Origin of the sequence: Mycobacterium saskatchewanense (assembly GCF_010729105.1) — a bacterium.
Lineage (GTDB): Bacteria > Actinomycetota > Actinomycetes > Mycobacteriales > Mycobacteriaceae > Mycobacterium > Mycobacterium saskatchewanense.
On sequence record NZ_AP022573.1, the window covers coordinates 4,796,331 to 4,814,317 of the forward strand.

Genomic DNA, 17,987 nt, shown 5'->3' on the forward strand with positions numbered 1-17,987 from the left:
ACGTTTCGAACACGGCGGATCAGACGTCGAAGACCGTCGTCCCCGTGCCACCGTACGAGAGGTAAATCGGGTGCTGGAGGAACGGGGCGATACCGGTGTTGAAGTTCCCGCCCAGCAGGCTCGACACGACGGGCGTCTGATTCGGGCCGGCCGTGGTGGTGTACAGCAGCGTGTGCCCGTCCGGCGTGTAGACGGAAATGGTGGTTCCGGCGGGCAGATAATTGCCGGAGTTGGGTGCGCCGACATTGTCAGGAACCGAGCCACCGAGACCGCCCGAATCGATGTACGCGCCACCGGTCTGGTGCAGGGCGCCGTTATTGAAGCTGACGTCCAGGGTGGTGGCCGGGGCCCCGCTCACGGAGGCGTAGCCGGTGAGCGGATTGGGGCCGAACTGCAGCACGCGGTCCGGCTCGTCGATGAGCACACCCTGGCCGAAAGCGCCCGGCAACGCCGTCAGGGGGCTGGTGCCCAACGGGCCGCCGCCCGGATTCACGCCGACACCCAATACGGCGGGGACGTTCTGCACCGGATAGGTGAAGATGTAATTTCGGACGGCCGAGGTGGCGACGGCAATGGTGGTCGGCTGGGTGACCATTCCGTTGCCGAAATTCACCGTGGTCGAATAGGTGTTGTAGTTCACCGTCAATGTATTCAACGGCTCCCCGTACGTCACGCTGCCGGTCCCGGTGACGGGGCCGAGGTTGGCGAGGTTGACGTCCTGCGGCGGAAGGATGAGACCGCGGGATCCGGTATCGACGATGACGGACGAACTGGGACCGCCGCCCACGGACAGGTTCACGAGCAGATTGCTGCCGTCGTAGGACAGCGGGACGGTGGCCAGACCGGGGGAGCCGGTGGCCCCGGGGGCGCCCAGCAGACCACCGGGACCGCCGGCACCGCCCAGCGCGGCCGGGCCGCCCGTCCCGCCGTTTCCGCCATTGCCCAACAGCAGCCCGGCGGCGCCGCCCGCGCCACCGGGCGCCCCGGCCGCGGTGCTGTTCCCGCCGTTCCCGCCGTTGCCGATCAACAGCCCGCCGGCGCCGCCGGGCGTCCCCGCCCCCTGCGCGTTGGTGAAGCCGTTGGTGCCGTCGCCGATCAGCGGGCGTCCCAGCAGCGTGTTGGTGGGCGCGTTGATCAGCCCGAAGATGTCCTGCTGGATGGTCTGCAGGGGGTCGACGCTCGCCGCCTCCGTGGCCGCGTACATGCCCGCGCCGGAATTGATCGCCTGGACGAATTGCGAGTGAAAGGCCGCGGCCTGAGCAGTCAGGGCCTGATATGCCGACCCGTACTCCGCGAACACTTTCGAGATGGCCGCCGACACCTCGTCGGCGCCCGCGGTGAGTAATTGCGTCGTGGCCCCTGCGGCCGCCGCGTGTGCCGCGTCAATTGCGGAGCCAATGCCCGCAAAATTCGTAGCCGCATCGGTCACCATTTCTGGGACTGTGATCACAAACGACATGCGAGACCTCCCGACACCCCGCGCAAAAGAGCGCTCGCCCCGATCGGCGACAATCGGAATGGTAGGGGGAAATCAGCGGGAAATTCGCCGTTTTCGTTTGTGAATGTTTTTGTGCGGCAGCGCGGTTACGAGTCGCGCATTCCGCCGATGAACGTCTGCGTTTCTTCCCAGGTCGGCAGCAGGCCGGAGGCGCGCGCTTCGGCGAAACTCGGGGCCGCGGCATCCCGGTCGGACAGGCTGGGCGCGGCGCCGTCCACCAGCGGCCAGTCGACCGCCAGTTCCGGATCCGTCGCGCAGATGGTGTGCTCGCGTTGCGGGCTGTACTCCGCCGAGCACAGGTACATCACCGTCGAATTGTCTTGCAACGCAAGGAATCCGTGCGCCAGTCCCTCGGAGATGTAGATGGTGCGGTGGTCGCGGTCGTCGAGCAGGACCGAGTCCCACCGGCCGAAGGTGGGCGACCCCACCCTGATGTCGACGACGACGTCGAACACCGAGCCGGACACGCAGGTGACGTACTTGGCCTGGCTCGGCGGCAACTGGGCGAAGTGCAGGCCGCGCAACACCCCGGCCGAGGAGACCGAGCAGTTGGCTTGGCGGACGTCGAGGCGATGACCGGCGAAGGCGCTGAACCCGCGATCGGTGAGCCATTCGAAGAACAGGCCGCGGGAATCACCATGGATGGCGGGCGTGATCTCCCATGCGCCGGGGATGCTGAGCTCGCGGGCCTTCACGTCACTGACCCCGTTCCTCGTAGCGGGCCTCCGCGGCGTCCTTGAGCGGGCGCCACCACGCCTCATTGGCGCGGTACCACTCGATCGTCGCGCGCAGACCCTCCTCGAAATCGGTATGCGTTGGCGCCCAAGCCAGTTCGTCGTACAGCGTCGACGGGTCGATCGCGTAGCGCAGGTCGTGGCCGACGCGGTCGGTCACGTGATCGAAGTCGTCGGGGTCGCGGCCCATCATCTGCAGCAGCGTGCGCAGCACGGTCAGGTTGTCCCGTTCACCCTCGGAGCTGATCAGGTAGGTGCGGCCGATCTCGCCCTTCTCGAGAATCCGCCGCACCGCGCTGTTGTGGTCGTCGACGTGAATCCAGTCGCGGACGTTGTGGCCGCTGCCGTACAGCTTCGGCCGCCGGCCGGTGAGGACGTTGGTGATCTGGCGGGGGATGAACTTCTCGATGTGCTGATACGGCCCGTAGTTGTTGGAGCAGTTGGAGATGGTGGCCCGCACCCCGTACGACCGCACCCAGGCCCGGACCAGCATGTCGCCACCGGCCTTGGTGGCGGAGTAGGGACTCGAGGGATTGTAGGGCGTCGACTCGGTGAACCGTTGGGGGTCGTCGAGCTCCAGGTCGCCGTACACCTCGTCGGTCGAAATGTGGTGCAACCGCACGCCGTGGCGCCGCGCCGCCTCGAGGATCGTGAACGTCCCGATCACGTTCGTGTGCAGGAACGGCTCGGGGTTGTCCAGGGCGTTGTCCACGTGGCTTTCCGCGGCGAAATGCACGACCGCGTCCGAATCGGCGACCAATTCGGAGACCAGTTCGGCGTCGCAGATGTCGCCCACGACCAGCCTGATCGCACCCTCGACGTCGGCCAGCGACTCGCGATGGCCTGCGTAGGTCAGCGCGTCGAGCACCGTGACGGAGTCCTCGGGGTGCTCGCGGACCGTGCTGTGCACGAAGTTCGCGCCGATGAAGCCGGCTCCTCCGGTCACCAACAATCGCATGGTCGAAAACCCTAGCCGAGGGCGACGGTCAGCCGGTGCGGGTTAACCCCAATGGCCCGGCCAATTCACCAGAGCACTCACACCCGGTCATCGAAGGCCGAGTGGCCCCGCGAGCTCGGCCAGCGCGGACACGAGGTCTTCGTCCTTGGTGAGGACTTGCACCGGCACGTGGTCGGCGCCGGCGGAGAGGTGTTCGGTCAGCCGCGCCGCGATCTGGTCCGGCGTGCCGTAGGCGACGACGGAGTCGACCAGGCGATCGCTGCCGGGCCGGGTGACCTCGTCCTCGGAGAAACCGAGCCGCTTCCAGTTGTTGCGGTAGTTGGCCAGGTTGAAGTAGATGTCGAGCGCCTTGCGTCCGACCGCCCGGGCCTTCCCGGGGTCGGTGGTCAGCACCACCTTGTGCTCGGGCGCCAGGAACGCCGACGGGCCGATCAGCTCGCGCGCCTGCGCCGTGTGTTCCGGCGTGGTCAGGTACGGGTGTGCCCCGGCGCTGCGCCGCGCGGACAGCTTCAGCACCCGGGGACCCAGGGCGGCCACCACGCGGCGGTTCGCCGGCACCCCGTACTCGTCGAGTTTGTCCAGGTAGTCGACCAGCGCGTCATAGGGCTTGCGGTATTCGCTGTGCGCCTCGGGGTGGCCGACACCGATGCCGAGCAGGAAACGGCCCGGGTAGGCCTTGTCGATACGGTGGAAGGACTCGGCGACGGGCTGGGCTGGGGCGGTCCAGATGTTGACGATGCCGGTGGCCACCTGCAGCGTTGTCGTCGCCTCCAGGATGGGCTCCACCCAGGCCAGCTCCGCGGGCGGCGAACCGCCCACCCACACTGCCCCGTAGCCCAGGGATTCGATCTCCTTGGCCTGCTGGGGGGTGACGCCGCGTCCGAACGATCCGAACCGGCCGAGATCGGGCTTGCTCGCAACTCCATCGGTCATGGTGTCTCCAACCGGGCCCGCGGCGGCCCTATTCCGGGTTCGGGATTCCCGCGCCCGCCGGCGGATCCTGCAGCGGCAGCAGCACAATGAACCGCGTATCGCCGGGGACCGACTCCACCCGCAGATCGCCGCGGTGCTTCTTGACGATGATGTTCCACGCCAAGTCCAGCCCGAGGCCGGTGCCCTCGCCGACCGGCTTGGTGGTGAAGAACGGCTCGAAGATTCGCTCGCGCACCTCGTCGGGGATTCCGGGCCCGGTATCGCAGATCTCGACCCGGACCATCTTTTCGCCCTCCCGGCAGGTGCGGATTGTCAGCGTCCCATCCCGATCGCGCATCGCCGCGATCGCGTTGTCGATGATGTTTGTCCATACCTGGTTGAGATCGCCCGGGTAGCAAGGTATTTCGGGAATCGACCGGTCCAGCTCCTTGACCACCGTGATGCCGGCGTCCCTGCCCAACCGGTCGGCGAACATGACCAGTGTGCTGCGCAGCAGGTCGTGCAGGTCAGCGACCTGGAAGGGGGCCCGGTCCATCTGGGAGTACTGCTTGGCGTCGGCGACCAGCGCCGAGATCCGCTTGCTCGCCTCCAGGACCTGGTTCAGCAGCAGCTCGCCCTCGACGGTGTAGGTCAGCCAGCGGATGGCCTTCTCCAGCGACGTCGACGCCCCGAGCTCCTCGGTCGCCGCGGCGATCCGCTCCAGCCAGTCGGTGTCGATGCCGCCCTCGACGAAGGTCGGCGCGATGTCCCAGCCGCCGTCGATGCCGTGGTCCTCGAGCCATTCGCCGACGGCGTCCTCGAGGTCCGTCGTCTCGATCGCGGTCAGGTTCATCGAGGCAGACTTGGCGACCTGGCCCGCGACCTGTTCCTGCAGGCGCACCAGCGCCTGCAACGCCTCCGGTGTGACGGTCCCGTCGGCCAGCATGGCCAGCTTCTGGCGCATGCCGGCGACCCGCTGTCGCAGTTCCGACGCGGCGCGGACGGTGGCGGCGGCGGGGTTGTTCAGCTGATGGGTCAGCCCGGCGGACAACTGGCCGAGCGCCAGGAGCTTCTCCCGGTTGTCGATGATCCGGCGAGTCCGTTCGAGGCCGACGGCCATGCCGTCGAGCAGGTGGACGGCCATCGGAAACTGGTCCTTCATGAAATGGGCGAACGCCGGCGCGTCGAGCACGAAGAACCGCGACGGCTTCGTGACGTGCACCGTCGCGTCGTAGCTCTGATCTTGCGGCTGACCGGTGAACGCCCGCCACGCGCCGCAGTACACCCCGCGCTGTGACGTCCGGTTGGTCTCGATGTCCTGGCCGCCGGAGCGCTTCGACATCACCAGTTCGCCCTCCATCAGGACGTACAAGCAGGTGGCCGGTTCACCCTCGACGCAGATAGGGCCCGGCTGGTAGGTGTCCACGTGCCCGCTGGCGCACAACATCGCCAGCTGCTGGTCGGTGAGCGCCTCGAAAAGGAACAGGCTGCGCAGCTCGTCGGGCTCGCACGGGGCGTCGGTCACGATTCGGCCAGGTAGCGGTGCACCAGCATGACGGCCATCGATCCCTCGCCGACCGCCGCGGCGACACGCTTGGCGGACTCGGCCCGCACGTCGCCGGTGGCGAACACCCCGGGGACGCTGGTCTCCAGGTGGTGCGGGGGGCGGTCCAACGTCCAGCCGCAGACGTTGCGCAGGTCCGGTCCGGTGAGGACGAAGCCGTGGCTGTCGCGGGCCAGCACACCGTCGAGCCACTCGGTACGCGGCGCGGCGCCGATGAAGATGAACATCCGCGCGCAGGTGACGTCCTCGGTCTCACCGGTCTTGTTGTCGACCAGGGTGAGCCGCTCGAGATGGTCGTCCCCGACGGCGCGCCGCACCTCGGTGCACGTGCGCACGGTGATGTTGGGCCGCTGCCGAATCTGCTGGATGAGGTAGTAGGACATCGAGGCGTCCAGCGACGGGGCGCGCACCGCGATGGTCACCGACTTGGCCTCGCGCGACAGGTACATCGCGGCCTGGCCGGCGGAGTTGGCCCCGCCGACCACGTAGACCTCCTCGCCCGCGCATTCCGACGCGATGGAGACGGCCGCCCCGTAGTAGACGCCACGCCCGGTCAGCTCCCCGCAGCCCTCCGCCGGCAGCTGGCGGTACGCCACGCCGGTGGCCAGGATCACCGCGTGCGCGTCGATGGAGCCGCCGTCGGCGAATCGCACCGTGCGTTTGGGGCCGTTGACCTCCAGCGCCGTGGCGGTGCGGGCGGTGATCAGTTCGGCCCCGAACTTCTCGGCCTGCCGCCGCGCCCGGTCGGCCAGCTGGCCGCCCGACACCCCGTCGGGGAAGCCCAGATAGTTCTCGATGCGTGAGCTCTGGCCCGCCTGACCGCCCGTCGCCGTGCGCTCGATGAGCACCGTGCGCAGCCCCTCCGACGCCCCGTACACGGCGGCAGCCAGGCCCGCAGGCCCGCCGCCGATCACGATGAGGTCGTAGAACTCCTGCGACGGCGTGGTGGTCAGGCCCAGGGTGTCGGCCAGCTGCGCGTCGGTGGGCTCGACCAGGGTGTCGCCGCGTTCGGTGACGACGATGGGCAGCCGCATGCCGTCCTCGCCGGCGGCCTTGAGCAAGCGCTGGCCGTCGGGGTCGTCGGCCATGAACCACGAGTAGTGCAGCCCATTGCGTGCCAGGAAGTCGCGCACCTGCCAGGACCGCTGCGACCAGCGGTGGCCGATCACCTTGGTGTGCGGGATCGGGTGTTCCGGCGCCGCGCGCCAGGCGTCCAGCAAGGCGTCGATGACCGGGTAGAACTTCTCCTGTGGCGGGTCCCACGGCTTGAGCAGGTAGTGGTCCAGGTCGACGACGTTGATCGCGTCGATGGCGGCGTGGGTGTCGGCGTACGCGGTGAGCAGCACCCGGCGCGCGGCCGGGTAGAGGTCCATCGCCCGTTCGAGGAACTCGATGCCGCTCATCTCCGGCATCCGGTAGTCGGCGATCAGCACCGCGACGGTCTCGCCGCGCAGCTTCAGCTCCTTGAGCGTCTCCAGGGCGTCGGGGCCCGACTCGGTGCGCACGATCCGGTGCTTGTCGCCATACTGGCGGCGCAGGTCCCGCGCGACCGCCCGCGAGACCGAGGGATCGTCGTCGACGGTCAGCAGGACCGGCCTGCGAGGTTGAGAAGCTGGGCCGTCAGGACTGGCGGAACTAGTCATCGACGTCAAGTATGCCCTCGTCAGGGCGCTGACGGCAGGTCGAAGCCGGCGATCACCCGGCCGCCGGATTTCGCCGACGCGATTTGGGTCAGGGGGCCTGACCGGGTATCGTGGAGCAGCGGTGCGTCATCCGCGCCGACTTCTTGCGTGCCCTGTCTTAGGAATTCCAGGAATTTCCTGCCCTTGGCTCACGTTTCTAGTCGGGCGAATGCTGCGCCGATACGGGCGCATAGAGACGAATACGAGACTGACGAGGATTCCGAAGGACTTATGGCCAAGAAGGACGGTGCCATAGAGGTTGAGGGCCGCGTGGTGGAGCCCCTGCCCAATGCGATGTTCCGCATTGAGCTGGAGAACGGCCACAAGGTGCTCGCCCACATCAGCGGCAAGATGCGGCAGCACTACATCCGCATCCTGCCCGAGGACCGGGTGGTGGTGGAGTTGTCTCCCTACGACCTGTCCCGGGGCCGCATCGTGTACCGCTACAAGTAACGACAAGCCCGAACAACACCTACGAGTAGACAGAACAGGATCGAGACAGCCGTGAAGGTGAACCCGAGCGTCAAGCCCATCTGTGACAAGTGCAGGGTGATCCGTCGGCATGGGCGGGTCATGGTGATCTGCTCCGATCCGCGCCACAAGCAGCGTCAGGGCTGACTTTCGCCCAGCGCGCACAACTGAATGATGACCTCCCAGCACCACTGAGTGAATACGTCACTCATCCACGCCCGGACGGAGGCCGGGCCCCGATCAGATCGGGAACGGGCTGGGAAAAGACCTCCGCTTAGAAAAAGAGGAAACGCCACCTATGGCTCGACTAGTAGGCGTCGATCTGCCGCGTGACAAGCGGATGGAGATCGCGCTCACTTACATTTTCGGCGTCGGCCGGACCCGTTCCAACGAGATCCTGGAAGCGACGGGCATCGACAAGAACCTGCGCACCAGGGACCTGACCGACGATCAGCTGACCCACCTGCGCGACTACATCGAAGCCAACCTGAAGGTCGAGGGTGACCTGCGCCGCGAGGTGCAGGCCGACATTCGTCGCAAAATCGAGATCGGCTGCTACCAGGGCCTGCGGCATCGCCGCGGGTTGCCGGTGCGCGGCCAGCGGACCAAGACCAACGCGCGGACCCGCAAGGGCCCCAAGCGCACCATCGCGGGCAAGAAGAAGGCCAGGTAGAACCCGATGCCACCAGCAAAAAAGGCGCAGTCAAGCTCCCCTAAGAAGGGGCAGAAGACCCGCAAGCGGGAAAAGAAGAACATCCCGCACGGCGCGGCGCACATCAAGAGCACCTTCAACAACACCATCGTGAGCATCACCGATCCGCAGGGCAACGTCATCGCCTGGGCGTCGTCGGGTCACGTCGGCTTCAAGGGGTCCCGCAAGTCGACCCCGTTCGCCGCCCAGCTGGCCGCCGAGAACGCCGCCCGCAAGGCGCAGGAGCACGGTGTGCGCAAGGTCGACGTGTTCGTCAAGGGCCCGGGATCGGGCCGCGAGACCGCGATCCGCTCCCTGCAGGCGGCGGGCCTCGAGGTCGGCGCGATCTCCGACGTTACCCCCCAGCCGCACAACGGCTGCCGTCCGCCCAAGCGCAGAAGGGTCTAGGAGGACACCAATCATGGCTCGCTACACCGGACCCATCACCCGCAAGTCCCGCCGGCTGCGCACCGACCTCGTCGGGGGCGACCAGGCTTTCGAGAAGCGCCCCTACCCGCCCGGCCAGCACGGCCGCGCGCGGATCAAGGAGAGCGAGTACCTGCAGCAGCTGCAGGAGAAGCAGAAGGCTCGTTTCACCTACGGTGTCATGGAGAAGCAGTTCCGCCGCTACTACGAGGAGGCGGTGCGGCAGCCCGGCAAGACCGGTGAGGAGCTGCTTCGCATCCTGGAAAGCCGGCTCGACAACGTCGTGTACCGTGCCGGGTTGGCCCGCACGCGGCGCATGGCCCGCCAGCTGGTCAGCCACGGGCACTTCAGCGTCAACGGCGTGAAGGTCGACGTCCCCAGCTACCGGGTGTCGCAGTACGACATCATCGACGTGCGGGACGGCTCGCTGAACACGGTGCCGTTCCAGATCGCGCGCGAGACGGCCGACGACCGGCCGCACCCGAGCTGGCTGCAGGTCGTGGGGGAGCGTCAGCGCATCCTCATCCACCAGCTGCCCGAGCGGGCACAGATCGATGTGCCGCTCACCGAGCAGCTCATCGTCGAGTTCTACTCGAAGTAAGACCGCCGGCGCCGAAACCGGCGCTGGCTCAACGGCATCAAATAGCGGGTGCCGAGAAGGAGAAGAAGAAAAACATGCTGATCTCTCAGCGACCCACATTGTCCGAAGAGGTGCTCACCGAGAGCCGGTCGCAGTTCGTCATCGAACCGCTGGAGCCGGGATTCGGTTACACCCTGGGCAATTCGCTGCGCCGCACGCTGCTGTCGTCGATTCCCGGCGCGGCGGTCACCAGCATTCGCATCGACGGCGTGCTGCACGAGTTCACCACCGTGCCGGGCGTGAAGGAAGACGTCACCGACATCATCCTGAACCTCAAGGGCCTGGTCGTGTCGTCCGAAGAGGACGAGCCGGTCACCATGTACCTGCGCAAGCAGGGACCGGGCGAGGTCACCGCGGGTGACATCGTGCCGCCGGCCGGCGTCACCGTGCACAACCCCGGCATGCACATCGCCACGCTGAACGACAAGGGCAAGCTCGAGGTCGAGCTCGTCGTCGAGCGCGGCCGCGGCTACGTGCCGGCCGTGCAGAACCGGGCCTCGGGCGCCGAAATCGGCCGCATCCCCGTGGATTCCATCTACTCGCCGGTGCTGAAGGTGACCTACAAGGTGGAGGCCACCCGCGTCGAGCAGCGCACCGACTTCGACAAGCTGATCCTCGACGTCGAGACCAAGAGCTCGATCACCCCGCGCGATGCGCTGGCGTCGGCGGGCAAGACGCTGGTCGAATTGTTCGGCCTGGCGCGCGAACTCAACGTCGAGGCCGAGGGCATCGAGATCGGGCCGTCGCCGGCCGAGGCCGACCACATCGCGTCGTTCGCGCTGCCGATCGACGACCTGGACCTCACCGTGCGGTCGTACAACTGCCTCAAGCGCGAGGGCGTGCACACCGTCGGCGAGCTGGTGTCGCGCACCGAGTCGGATCTGCTCGACATCCGCAACTTCGGTCAGAAGTCCATCGACGAGGTGAAGGTCAAGCTGCACCAGCTGGGCCTGTCGCTGAAGGACAGCCCCGCCACCTTCGACCCGTCGGAGGTCGCGGGCTACGACGTGGCCACCGGCACCTGGTCCACCGAGGCCGCCTACGACGACCAGGACTACGCGGAAACCGAACAGCTCTAACGGCCGTACGGTGACGATGCGGCCGTGCAGCGGCCGCTGAGGAACCGGACACCTCTAACAGAAGTCCGTCCCGGCCCTACCTGATACGGGGGTCGGCCCCACTTAGGAGATAGTGCAATGCCCAAGCCCACCAAGGGCCCTCGCCTCGGCGGGTCGTCTTCGCACCAGAAGGCGCTGCTGGCCAACCTCGCCACGTCGCTGTTCGAGCACAACCAGATCAAGACGACCGAGCCGAAGGCGCGGGCGCTGCGGCCGTATGCGGAAAAGCTGATCACGCATGCGAAGAAGGGCACGCTGCACAACCGTCGCGAGGTGCTGAAGAAGATCCGGGACAAGGACGTCGTGCACAAGCTGTTCGACGAGATCGGGCCGTTCTTCGCCGACCGCAACGGCGGTTACACCCGGATCGTCAAGGTGGAGCCGCGCAAGGGCGACAACGCACCGATGGCCGTGATCCAGCTGGTGCTGGAGAAGACGGTGACGTCGGAGGCCGAGCGAGCCCGTCGGGTGAAGTCGTCCAAGAAGGCCGCCCCCGAGGCGGCCGCGGCCGCACCGCAGGCCGCCGTCGAGCCCGAAGCGGTGGACGATTCAAGCCTCGGCGAGGCCCCGGAAGCGGTCGAGGACGCGCCCGAGGCCGCCGCGGCCGCGCCGCAGGCTGCGGTCGAGGCCACCGAGCCCGAAGAGGCCACCGAGGATTAGTGAGATCGTCCGTCTGCGGCTGGACATCGCCTACGACGGAACCGATTTCGCCGGCTGGGCCGCTCAGGCGGGCCAGCGCACCGTGGCCGGTGTGCTCGACGAGGCGTTGACGACTGTGTTCCGCACACCGGTTCGCCTGCGCGCGGCCGGGCGCACCGACGCCGGGGTCCACGCCACGGGGCAGGTGGCCCATCTGGACGTGCCCGTCGACGCGGTGGCGAACGCCTACTCGCGGTCGCCACGCGTTGGCGATCCCGAATTCCTGCCGCTGCTGCGCCGCCTCGGGCGGTTCTTACCCACCGAGGTCCGCGTGTTGCGAATCGCCCGCGCCCCAGCCGGTTTCGACGCGCGGTTCTCGGCGCTGCGGCGTCATTACGTCTACCGGCTGTCGACGGCGCCCTACGGGGTCGAGCCGCAGCGGGCGCGGTACGTCACCGCCTGGCCGCGCGACCTCGACGTGGACGCGATGAACACCGCGGCGCGGGACCTGTTGGGGTTGCACGACTTCGCCGCGTTCTGCCGACAGCGCGAGGGTGCCACCACGATCCGGGACCTGCAGCGGCTGGACTGGACGCGCGTCGGCCACCTCGTCACCGCGCACGTCAGCGCCGACGCGTTCTGCTGGTCGATGGTGCGGTCGCTGGTCGGCGCGCTGCTGGCGGTCGGAGAACACCGGCGCCCGGCCTCGTGGTGCGCCGAATTGCTCTCGGCGACCGAACGTTCCAGCGACTTCGCGGCGGCACCCGCGCACGGGCTCACCCTCGTCGGCGTCGACTACCCGCCGGACGACCAGCTGGCCGCGCGAAATGTCATCACCCGGGACCTCCGAACTCGTGGGTCCTAGACCTTGCCTGCGACGAATCTCGCGGCCTGGCTGGTCAGCCCCGGCACGTAGCCCAGGTGCGCCTTCCACTGATTGCCGTCGGAGCAGATCGGGTCGCCCTGATTGCACAGGTCGATGGTCTTGCCGTCGAAGTTCGGGGTGAGCACGCTCATCAGGCCGCCCGCGCGGGCCGACGGGTTGCCGAACAGGGCCACCGCGGCGACATGGTCGGCGGCGTCCGGTGGCAGCGGGTCGCGAAATCCCAGGCCGGGCAAAGGGGCTGCCGTGACGATGTCCATGACGGCCGCTCCCTGCGAGTAGCCGCCGAGGACGAGTTTGGTGTTGGGGCAGTTGTTGGCCATCTGCTGCACATGGTTGCTTGCGTCGTTGGCGCCGTCCGCGGCGGCCAGGAAGTCCTTGTTCGCCGGATAGTTCACCCCATACGACCCGACGCTTTTGCCGGTCTGCTGGCGCAGCGAACTGACGAAGGCCCCGCCGACCTTCCCGACACCGGGCGGCTCGTCGGTTCCCCTGGCGAAGACCACCTCGACGCCGGGGCAGGACGCCAAGGCGCGCGGAAGCACTTGGGGAGCAACCAATAACGAGGCACCGACCAGCAATCCGGCGCCCAACGTCAATGGAATAAGCCTCACACCACGATGTTAGGGGCGGGTTGATATCGCGCCGGTAACGATTCAGACGAGAGGAGCTTGCGGCGACACCGCGCCCGGGGCGTCCGGCGCGGGCGCGGGGCCGGTCCCCCCGTGGATCGACGGCGGCGATCCGGGGGGCGTCTGCCCGTACATCGGTGAGGGTTGCCCGCCGGGCTGCATCGGGCCGGGCGCCTGTGGCGCTCCGAAGCCGGGCACCTGCTGGCCCGAGCCGGCCAGCAGCTTGGACGCCACGAACGCGGCGGCCTGGGTGGTGTAGACGGGGACGTACCCCTCGGTATGCCCGCTCCACTCGTTGCCGGAGCCCGCGTGGCAGATCGGGTCGGTGGGGTTGCAGAGGTCGATAGCCTTGGAGCCGAGCAGCGCGCTCGCCGTCGGCAGCGCGCCGCCGGCGCGGTCGGCGACGTCGCCGAAGGTGGCGACGGCCGCGATGTTGCTCGCGTACTGCGGCGGCAGTGAGTTGCCCCAGTTGATGCCGCCGATCGGGACGCCGGCCACGATGTCCATCACCGACGCGCCCTGGGAGTACCCGCCCAGCACGATCTTGGTGTTCGGGCAGGTTTCCACGCTCTTCTTGACGCGGTCGATGGTGTCGTTGGCGCCGTCACCGCCGTGCAGCTGCAGCTTGCTGGCGGCGTAGTTGACCCCGTACGGCAGGATGTTCAGGCCGCCGGTCTGCTGGCGCAGCGAGTCGACAAAGGCGTCACCGACGCGGCCGAGACCGGGGGGCTCGTTGGTGCCGCGGGCGAAGATGACCTCGACGTCCGGGCAGTCGAAGGCCGACGCGACCGGGGCGGCGGTGGGGTTGACGAGGGTGACGGCGGCGGCGACGAACGCGGCGCCGGCGAGGCCGGCCCAGCGACCCGCTGACCGTGCCGCACCCCCTTGCGGGCCCCCCCATGGGCCACGTGTCCGCTGAAGAATCACCCCAAAAGCTTAACCGCAGTCGGCGGCGACCGAAAATCCTCTGACCTGTGGATAAGCGGCGTGACGCCGGCCGGGAGCGGTTTAGCGTGGGCAAAAGCCACGCCGGCGTCAGGGGGTGCAGTGCCGCGCCACCCGACCACCCGGCTCCAGACCAGCGGTTACCGGTTCCTGCTGCGCCGGCTCGAAAGCGCGTTGCTGACCGGTGACGTCGACCCGCCCGCCGCCCGACTGCGCGCGCACTCGGCGGCGCTGGCCGTCGGGTGCGTGCTCACGGCCGTCGCCACGGTCGGGTGTGCGGCGCTGGCCCTGCTGCGGCCGCAGCCGGCTCTCGATCAAGCCCGGATCGTGATCGCTTCGGAGTCCGGGGCCCTGTACGTGCGGGTGGGCGACACGTGGCACCCGGCGCTGAACCTGGCCTCGGCGCGGTTGGTCGCGGCGACACCCGCCAATCCGCAGCCGGTCCGCGAGTCCGACCTGGCCCGCGCCAAACGCGGTCCCGCGGTGGGCATCCCGGGCGCGCCCCAGACACTCGGGAGGCCGCTGTCCGCCGACGAGTCGGCCTGGACGATGTGCGACGCCGACGCCGCGCGCGAGACGACGGTCGTCGCCGGACCGGTCGAGGGTGAATCGGCCCGCCGCCTGGCCCCCGACGCGGCCGCCCTCGTCGCCCCCGCCTCCGGATCGCCGGCCTACCTGCTCTACAACGGGCAGCGCGCCGTGGTGGACCTGACCGACGCCGCGGTGCTGCGCGCGCTTCGGCTCGAGGGCCGCGCGCCGCGATTGGTCTCGCGGTGGTTGCTGACCGCGATCCCGGAGGCGCCGCCGATCGCGGCGCCGCCGGTCCGCAACGCGGGCGGGCCGGCCGCCGGACTGCCGGGGTTTGCGGTGGGCAGCGTGCTGCGCATCGCCCGCACCGACGGTGACGAGTATTACGCGGTCCTCGCCGACGGGGTGCAGCGCATCGGGCGGGTGGCGGCCGACCTCCTGCGCTTCGGCGACTCGCGGGGCACCGCGCGCCCCGTCACGGTGGCGCCCGACGCCATCAGGGCCGCGCCGGTCCTCGACACGTTGCCGGTGGCGGGCTTCCCCGACCGCGCGCCCACGCTGGTGGACGGGCGCGTCCTCTGCGCGTACTGGGGTCCGTCCGGGGCGCAGATCCTGGCGGGAGGCGCGCTGCCGCTCCCGCCTGGCCGGGCCCCGGCCGCGCTGGCGCAGGCCGATGGTGTCGGTCCCGCGCTGGACGCCGTCTCTCTGCCCCCGGGCCGCAGCGCGTATGTCCGACCGGATGGGCCGGCGGGCACGCGCTACCTCGTCACCGATGCGGGCGTGCGGTTCCCGGTGCACGACGACGACGCCGCTCGCGACCTCGGCCTTCCGGCGGCCGTCCCGGCGCCGTGGCCCGTGTTGGGCGCGCTGCCGTCCGGGCCGGAACTGAGCCGGGAGAAGGCGTCAGTGGCCCGGGACGTCGTCGTCGCGGGGTCGCCGTAAAAGGCTGCCGGCCGCGCCGATCGTCAGGGCCGCCGCCAAAGCGAACACGCAGGCTGCGGCGCCGCGCAGCGCGGCGTTCCTCGCGCGCGGGCTCTGCGGCGGGGCGCCGCCGGGCGAGCCCGGCGTGGCGATCGGCGCCGGTTTCGGCGCTTCGGGGGGCGCGCTCGGCCCGGTGCTGACCGCGGCCACGGCGTCGACGACGCCGTGGCCCACCCTCGGATCCCGTCCGGCGGGCGGGTGATGCGCGGTCGACTCGATACGCCGCATCACCTGCCGGGCGGTCAACGCGGGGAAACGGGCGCGGACGAGGGCGGCCAGGCCGCTGACCACCGGCGCGGCGTAGCTGGTGCCCGACACCGGTGGGGACCCGAGCGGGCGAACCGCCTCGCCCGGCGCGGCGACGTCCACCCACGGCCCGGCGAGCGAGAAGGGCGACGGCATCCCGTCGGCGTTGACCGACCCGACGGTGAGCACGTAGTCGTCGTACCAGGCCGGACTGACCGCGACGGCGACGGTGTCCCAGGTCGCGTCCGGCGGCTGGGGCGGACACTGCGCGTCATTTCCGGCCGCGGCCACGACGACGACGTTCTTCACATCGACGGCATACGCCAGCGCCGCGCCGAGCGCGCGGTCGTTCAGGCCCGCCGCGGCCGGCGCGCACGCCACCGAGGAGATGTTGATCACCGAGGCGCCGAGATCGGCGGCCGTCCTGACGGCCCTCGCCAGCGTGTCGACGTCACCCACCCCGGCGCGCGACCGGTCGCCCGCCGGGGCGAACTTCGCGCTCGACTGGCGGATGCTCAGCACGGTCGCCTCGGGAGCCACCCCGCTGAAGCCGTCGGCGTTGGCGGCCACGATTCCGGCGACCAGGGTGCCGTGCGCATCGCAATCCTGGCTCCCGTCGCCGGTCGAGACGTAGTCACCCCCGGGCTCCACATCGGGCAGCAGGCGGTGCGGGGCGACGCCGGTGTCGATCACGGCGACCCGTTGCCCGGCGCCGCGGGTGAGCCGCCAGACCCGCGCCAGGTCCATCAGATCGGCCAGCTCGTTGCGACCCGATTGCGGGTTCGTCGCCACCGTGTCGCAGACCGCGCGTTGCACGGTCGGTCCGGGCGGCGCCGGCAACGCCGGCCGGGGCAGCCACTTGTCCTCGATCTTCGGCGGCGAAAGCGCCTGCGCCACCGGAGTTCCCAGCGGGGAGAATGCCACGAGCGTCGATACCGCCAAGAGGCGCGCAACGCTCAACGCGCTCACTGGACGGCCAGCCCCCGCACCGCGCCGTACAGGCCACAGATCCAGCCCGTCAGCGGCACCGCGGCCACGGTCGCGCACCACTCCAGCAGCTCGCCGCTGCGGCGAGCGACCGGGGAGGCCGGGATCGCTGGGGCGACGAAACCGAGGCACATCGCCGCGGCCGCCAGGACGGCGGTCGCGCCGGCGACGCCGGCCCCATTCCCCGGCGCGTGCAGCGCGGCGGCTCCGAAAGTCGTCGCGACGACGGCCAGCCCGGCGGTGGCGAACACCAGCGTCCTCGTCGCGTCGTTGCCGCGGGAACGCAGCAGGAGCAGCGCGCCGGTGAGGGCGCCGAAAGCGATGCACGACGGGCGTGCGCCGCCCGCGAGTACGGTGACGATGGCGCCGACAGCGGTCGACGACGAAAACGCCGCGAGCAGGCCGGCCAGCCAGCGGTCGGCGCGGACCGCCTTGGCGGCCAGTCCGGCCGCGGCGGGCTCGAGGTCGCCGGGCCCCGGCTCGGGCGGCAGCCGGGGCGACAGCCCGGCCAGCACGATCGACACCCGCGCCGCCGCCCCGAGCAGGCCGAGGGACGCCAGCGCCGCCACCGAACCGATGGTGCGCAGCGGGGCCGCGGTGATCAGGCCCGCCAGGGCCGCGACGGCCACGACGATCGACGCGCCGGCGGTTGCGGTGAGCGTGACGGCGCCGCAGCCGGACGCCCGAGCGGCCACGACCGAGGTCGCCGCGGCCGCCGTCGCGGCCAGCAGCGCGTGGGGGATGCCGGGCGCGCCCGGCACGACCAGCGTGCCGGCGACCGCGGCGAAGCCGGTGGCGACCAGGCTCAGCGTCAGCCCGGCGATCTGATCCCGATACGCGCGGCCCGCCACCGCCGCCGCCAGCAGCGTGGCGAGCGCTGCCGACGCCGCGATTCCGGCGGCTTCGATAGCGTTGTGGCTCGGCGCATTTCGGATGAGGGCCATTCCTCCGGCGGCGGTCAACAGCAGGGCCGCGAAGGCGCCGGTGAGCCGGCGTTGGCGGCGGTCCCACGGCCGGGTCGCCGCGGCGAGCGTCGTCGACACGGCCTCGGCCGCATCCTCGTGAGTCGGCCCGGGCACGGGTTCCGTCGGCGCGGCGAGAATCAGGACGGCGCCATCGGGAATGCCGTTGGCGGCCAAAGTCGTCGACGCGTCCAGCGCCGGCGCCCCGGGCTGGGACAGCTGGTAGCGGCGCGGCTCCCCGCGCGCGGGCACATCGAGCGCGTCGACGATCGACGGCATCAGGACGGCCATGGGAACGCCGGCCGGCAGGACCAGGTCGACGACGGCGGCGTCCGCGTGAACGGAGACGCGGCGCAGCGCCGGATCGGATGCGGGCAACGGCCCCCCCTTCGCTCGGAATACCCGCACGCTAATCAGCTTTCGGCGCCGCGGTATCCGGCCATCCACAGGTGAGTTGCGCGACGCTCGGCACCCGCCTACCTTCGCCGCA

General features: G+C 69.9%; 19 protein-coding genes. 9 read left to right on the forward strand and 10 right to left on the reverse strand.

Going from position 1 to position 17,987, the window contains the following annotated elements:
- Positions 1-19 precede the first annotated feature (19 nt).
- The 6 genes from G6N56_RS22705 to G6N56_RS22730 all read right to left on the reverse strand — a co-directional run bounded on the left by G6N56_RS22705 (position 20) and on the right by G6N56_RS22730 (position 7,309).
- Entirely contained in the window at positions 20-1,459 is a 1,440-nt protein-coding gene (locus G6N56_RS22705) for a PecA family PE domain-processing aspartic protease (RefSeq protein WP_085255535.1), read from the reverse strand.
- A 125-nt stretch (positions 1,460-1,584) separates the two neighbouring features.
- Positions 1,585-2,193 carry a dTDP-4-dehydrorhamnose 3,5-epimerase gene (rfbC, locus tag G6N56_RS22710; protein WP_085255536.1) on the reverse strand — a complete coding sequence of 203 codons (609 nt, stop codon included), beginning with the start codon at positions 2,191-2,193 and terminating at the stop codon, positions 1,585-1,587.
- A gap of 1 nt (position 2,194) precedes the next feature.
- On the reverse strand, positions 2,195-3,190 hold the full coding sequence (rfbB, locus tag G6N56_RS22715; RefSeq protein WP_085255537.1) for a dTDP-glucose 4,6-dehydratase: 996 nt from the start codon (positions 3,188-3,190) through the stop codon (positions 2,195-2,197).
- Between the two features lie 87 nt (positions 3,191-3,277).
- Positions 3,278-4,123 (reverse strand): LLM class F420-dependent oxidoreductase, encoded by an 846-nt coding sequence (locus G6N56_RS22720; protein WP_085255538.1) that lies wholly within the window; start codon positions 4,121-4,123, stop codon positions 3,278-3,280.
- 28 nt (positions 4,124-4,151) lie between these two features.
- Complete coding sequence (locus G6N56_RS22725; protein ID WP_232069125.1) at positions 4,152-5,627, reverse strand: ATP-binding protein; 1,476 nt, start codon at positions 5,625-5,627, stop codon at positions 4,152-4,154.
- Complete coding sequence (locus G6N56_RS22730; RefSeq protein ID WP_085255608.1) at positions 5,624-7,309, reverse strand: NAD(P)/FAD-dependent oxidoreductase; 1,686 nt, start codon at positions 7,307-7,309, stop codon at positions 5,624-5,626. The genes G6N56_RS22725 and G6N56_RS22730 overlap by 4 nt, the downstream gene beginning before the upstream one ends.
- Before the next feature lie 270 nt (positions 7,310-7,579).
- Here G6N56_RS22730 and infA point away from each other — a divergent pair, with 270 nt between their 5' ends.
- The 8 genes from infA (at position 7,580) to truA (ending at position 12,198) form a co-directional block, all read left to right on the forward strand.
- Complete coding sequence (infA, locus tag G6N56_RS22735; RefSeq protein ID WP_003418601.1) at positions 7,580-7,801, forward strand: translation initiation factor IF-1; 222 nt, start codon at positions 7,580-7,582, stop codon at positions 7,799-7,801.
- A 51-nt stretch (positions 7,802-7,852) separates the two neighbouring features.
- Entirely contained in the window at positions 7,853-7,966 is a 114-nt protein-coding gene (gene rpmJ, locus G6N56_RS22740; RefSeq protein ID WP_003879483.1) for a 50S ribosomal protein L36, read from the forward strand.
- Positions 7,967-8,117: 151 nt separating this feature from the next.
- Positions 8,118-8,492: a 30S ribosomal protein S13 gene (gene rpsM / locus G6N56_RS22745; RefSeq protein ID WP_008260257.1), complete on the forward strand. Its 375-nt coding sequence runs from the start codon at positions 8,118-8,120 to the stop codon at positions 8,490-8,492.
- 6 nt (positions 8,493-8,498) lie between these two features.
- Complete coding sequence (gene rpsK / locus G6N56_RS22750) at positions 8,499-8,918, forward strand: 30S ribosomal protein S11 (protein WP_085255539.1); 420 nt, start codon at positions 8,499-8,501, stop codon at positions 8,916-8,918.
- Positions 8,919-8,931: 13 nt separating this feature from the next.
- Positions 8,932-9,537, forward strand: a complete 606-nt coding sequence (gene rpsD, locus G6N56_RS22755) for a 30S ribosomal protein S4 (RefSeq protein WP_085255540.1) — start codon at positions 8,932-8,934, stop codon at positions 9,535-9,537.
- Between the two features lie 74 nt (positions 9,538-9,611).
- Positions 9,612-10,655: a DNA-directed RNA polymerase subunit alpha gene (locus G6N56_RS22760; RefSeq protein WP_085255541.1), complete on the forward strand. Its 1,044-nt coding sequence runs from the start codon at positions 9,612-9,614 to the stop codon at positions 10,653-10,655.
- 117 nt (positions 10,656-10,772) lie between these two features.
- Positions 10,773-11,354: a 50S ribosomal protein L17 gene (gene rplQ / locus G6N56_RS22765; RefSeq protein ID WP_085255542.1), complete on the forward strand. Its 582-nt coding sequence runs from the start codon at positions 10,773-10,775 to the stop codon at positions 11,352-11,354.
- Positions 11,311-12,198, forward strand: a complete 888-nt coding sequence (truA, locus tag G6N56_RS22770) for a tRNA pseudouridine(38-40) synthase TruA (protein WP_085255543.1) — start codon at positions 11,311-11,313, stop codon at positions 12,196-12,198. The genes rplQ and truA overlap by 44 nt, the downstream gene beginning before the upstream one ends.
- On the opposite strand, the gene G6N56_RS22775 is transcribed toward truA, so the two are convergent.
- Together G6N56_RS22775 and G6N56_RS22780 are read right to left on the reverse strand one after the other, a co-directional pair.
- A complete protein-coding gene (locus tag G6N56_RS22775) occupies positions 12,195-12,815 on the reverse strand; it encodes a cutinase family protein (RefSeq protein WP_085255544.1) in 621 nt (206 codons plus the stop codon). The genes truA and G6N56_RS22775 overlap by 4 nt on opposite strands.
- A gap of 57 nt (positions 12,816-12,872) precedes the next feature.
- The gene (locus G6N56_RS22780) at positions 12,873-13,772 is read right to left on the reverse strand and encodes a cutinase family protein (protein WP_085255610.1); all 900 of its coding nucleotides are present in this window, start codon (positions 13,770-13,772) and stop codon (positions 12,873-12,875) included.
- Between the two features lie 123 nt (positions 13,773-13,895).
- On the opposite strand from G6N56_RS22780, the gene eccB reads away from it, so the two are divergent.
- On the forward strand, positions 13,896-15,263 hold the full coding sequence (eccB, locus tag G6N56_RS22785) for a type VII secretion protein EccB (RefSeq protein ID WP_085255545.1): 1,368 nt from the start codon (positions 13,896-13,898) through the stop codon (positions 15,261-15,263).
- On the opposite strand, the gene mycP is transcribed toward eccB, so the two are convergent.
- Complete coding sequence (mycP, locus tag G6N56_RS22790) at positions 15,225-16,517, reverse strand: type VII secretion-associated serine protease mycosin (protein ID WP_408632646.1); 1,293 nt, start codon at positions 16,515-16,517, stop codon at positions 15,225-15,227. The genes eccB and mycP overlap by 39 nt on opposite strands.
- The gene (gene eccD / locus G6N56_RS22795) at positions 16,514-17,875 is read right to left on the reverse strand and encodes a type VII secretion integral membrane protein EccD (RefSeq protein ID WP_085255546.1); all 1,362 of its coding nucleotides are present in this window, start codon (positions 17,873-17,875) and stop codon (positions 16,514-16,516) included. The genes mycP and eccD overlap by 4 nt, the downstream gene beginning before the upstream one ends.
- Positions 17,876-17,987 lie beyond the last annotated feature (112 nt).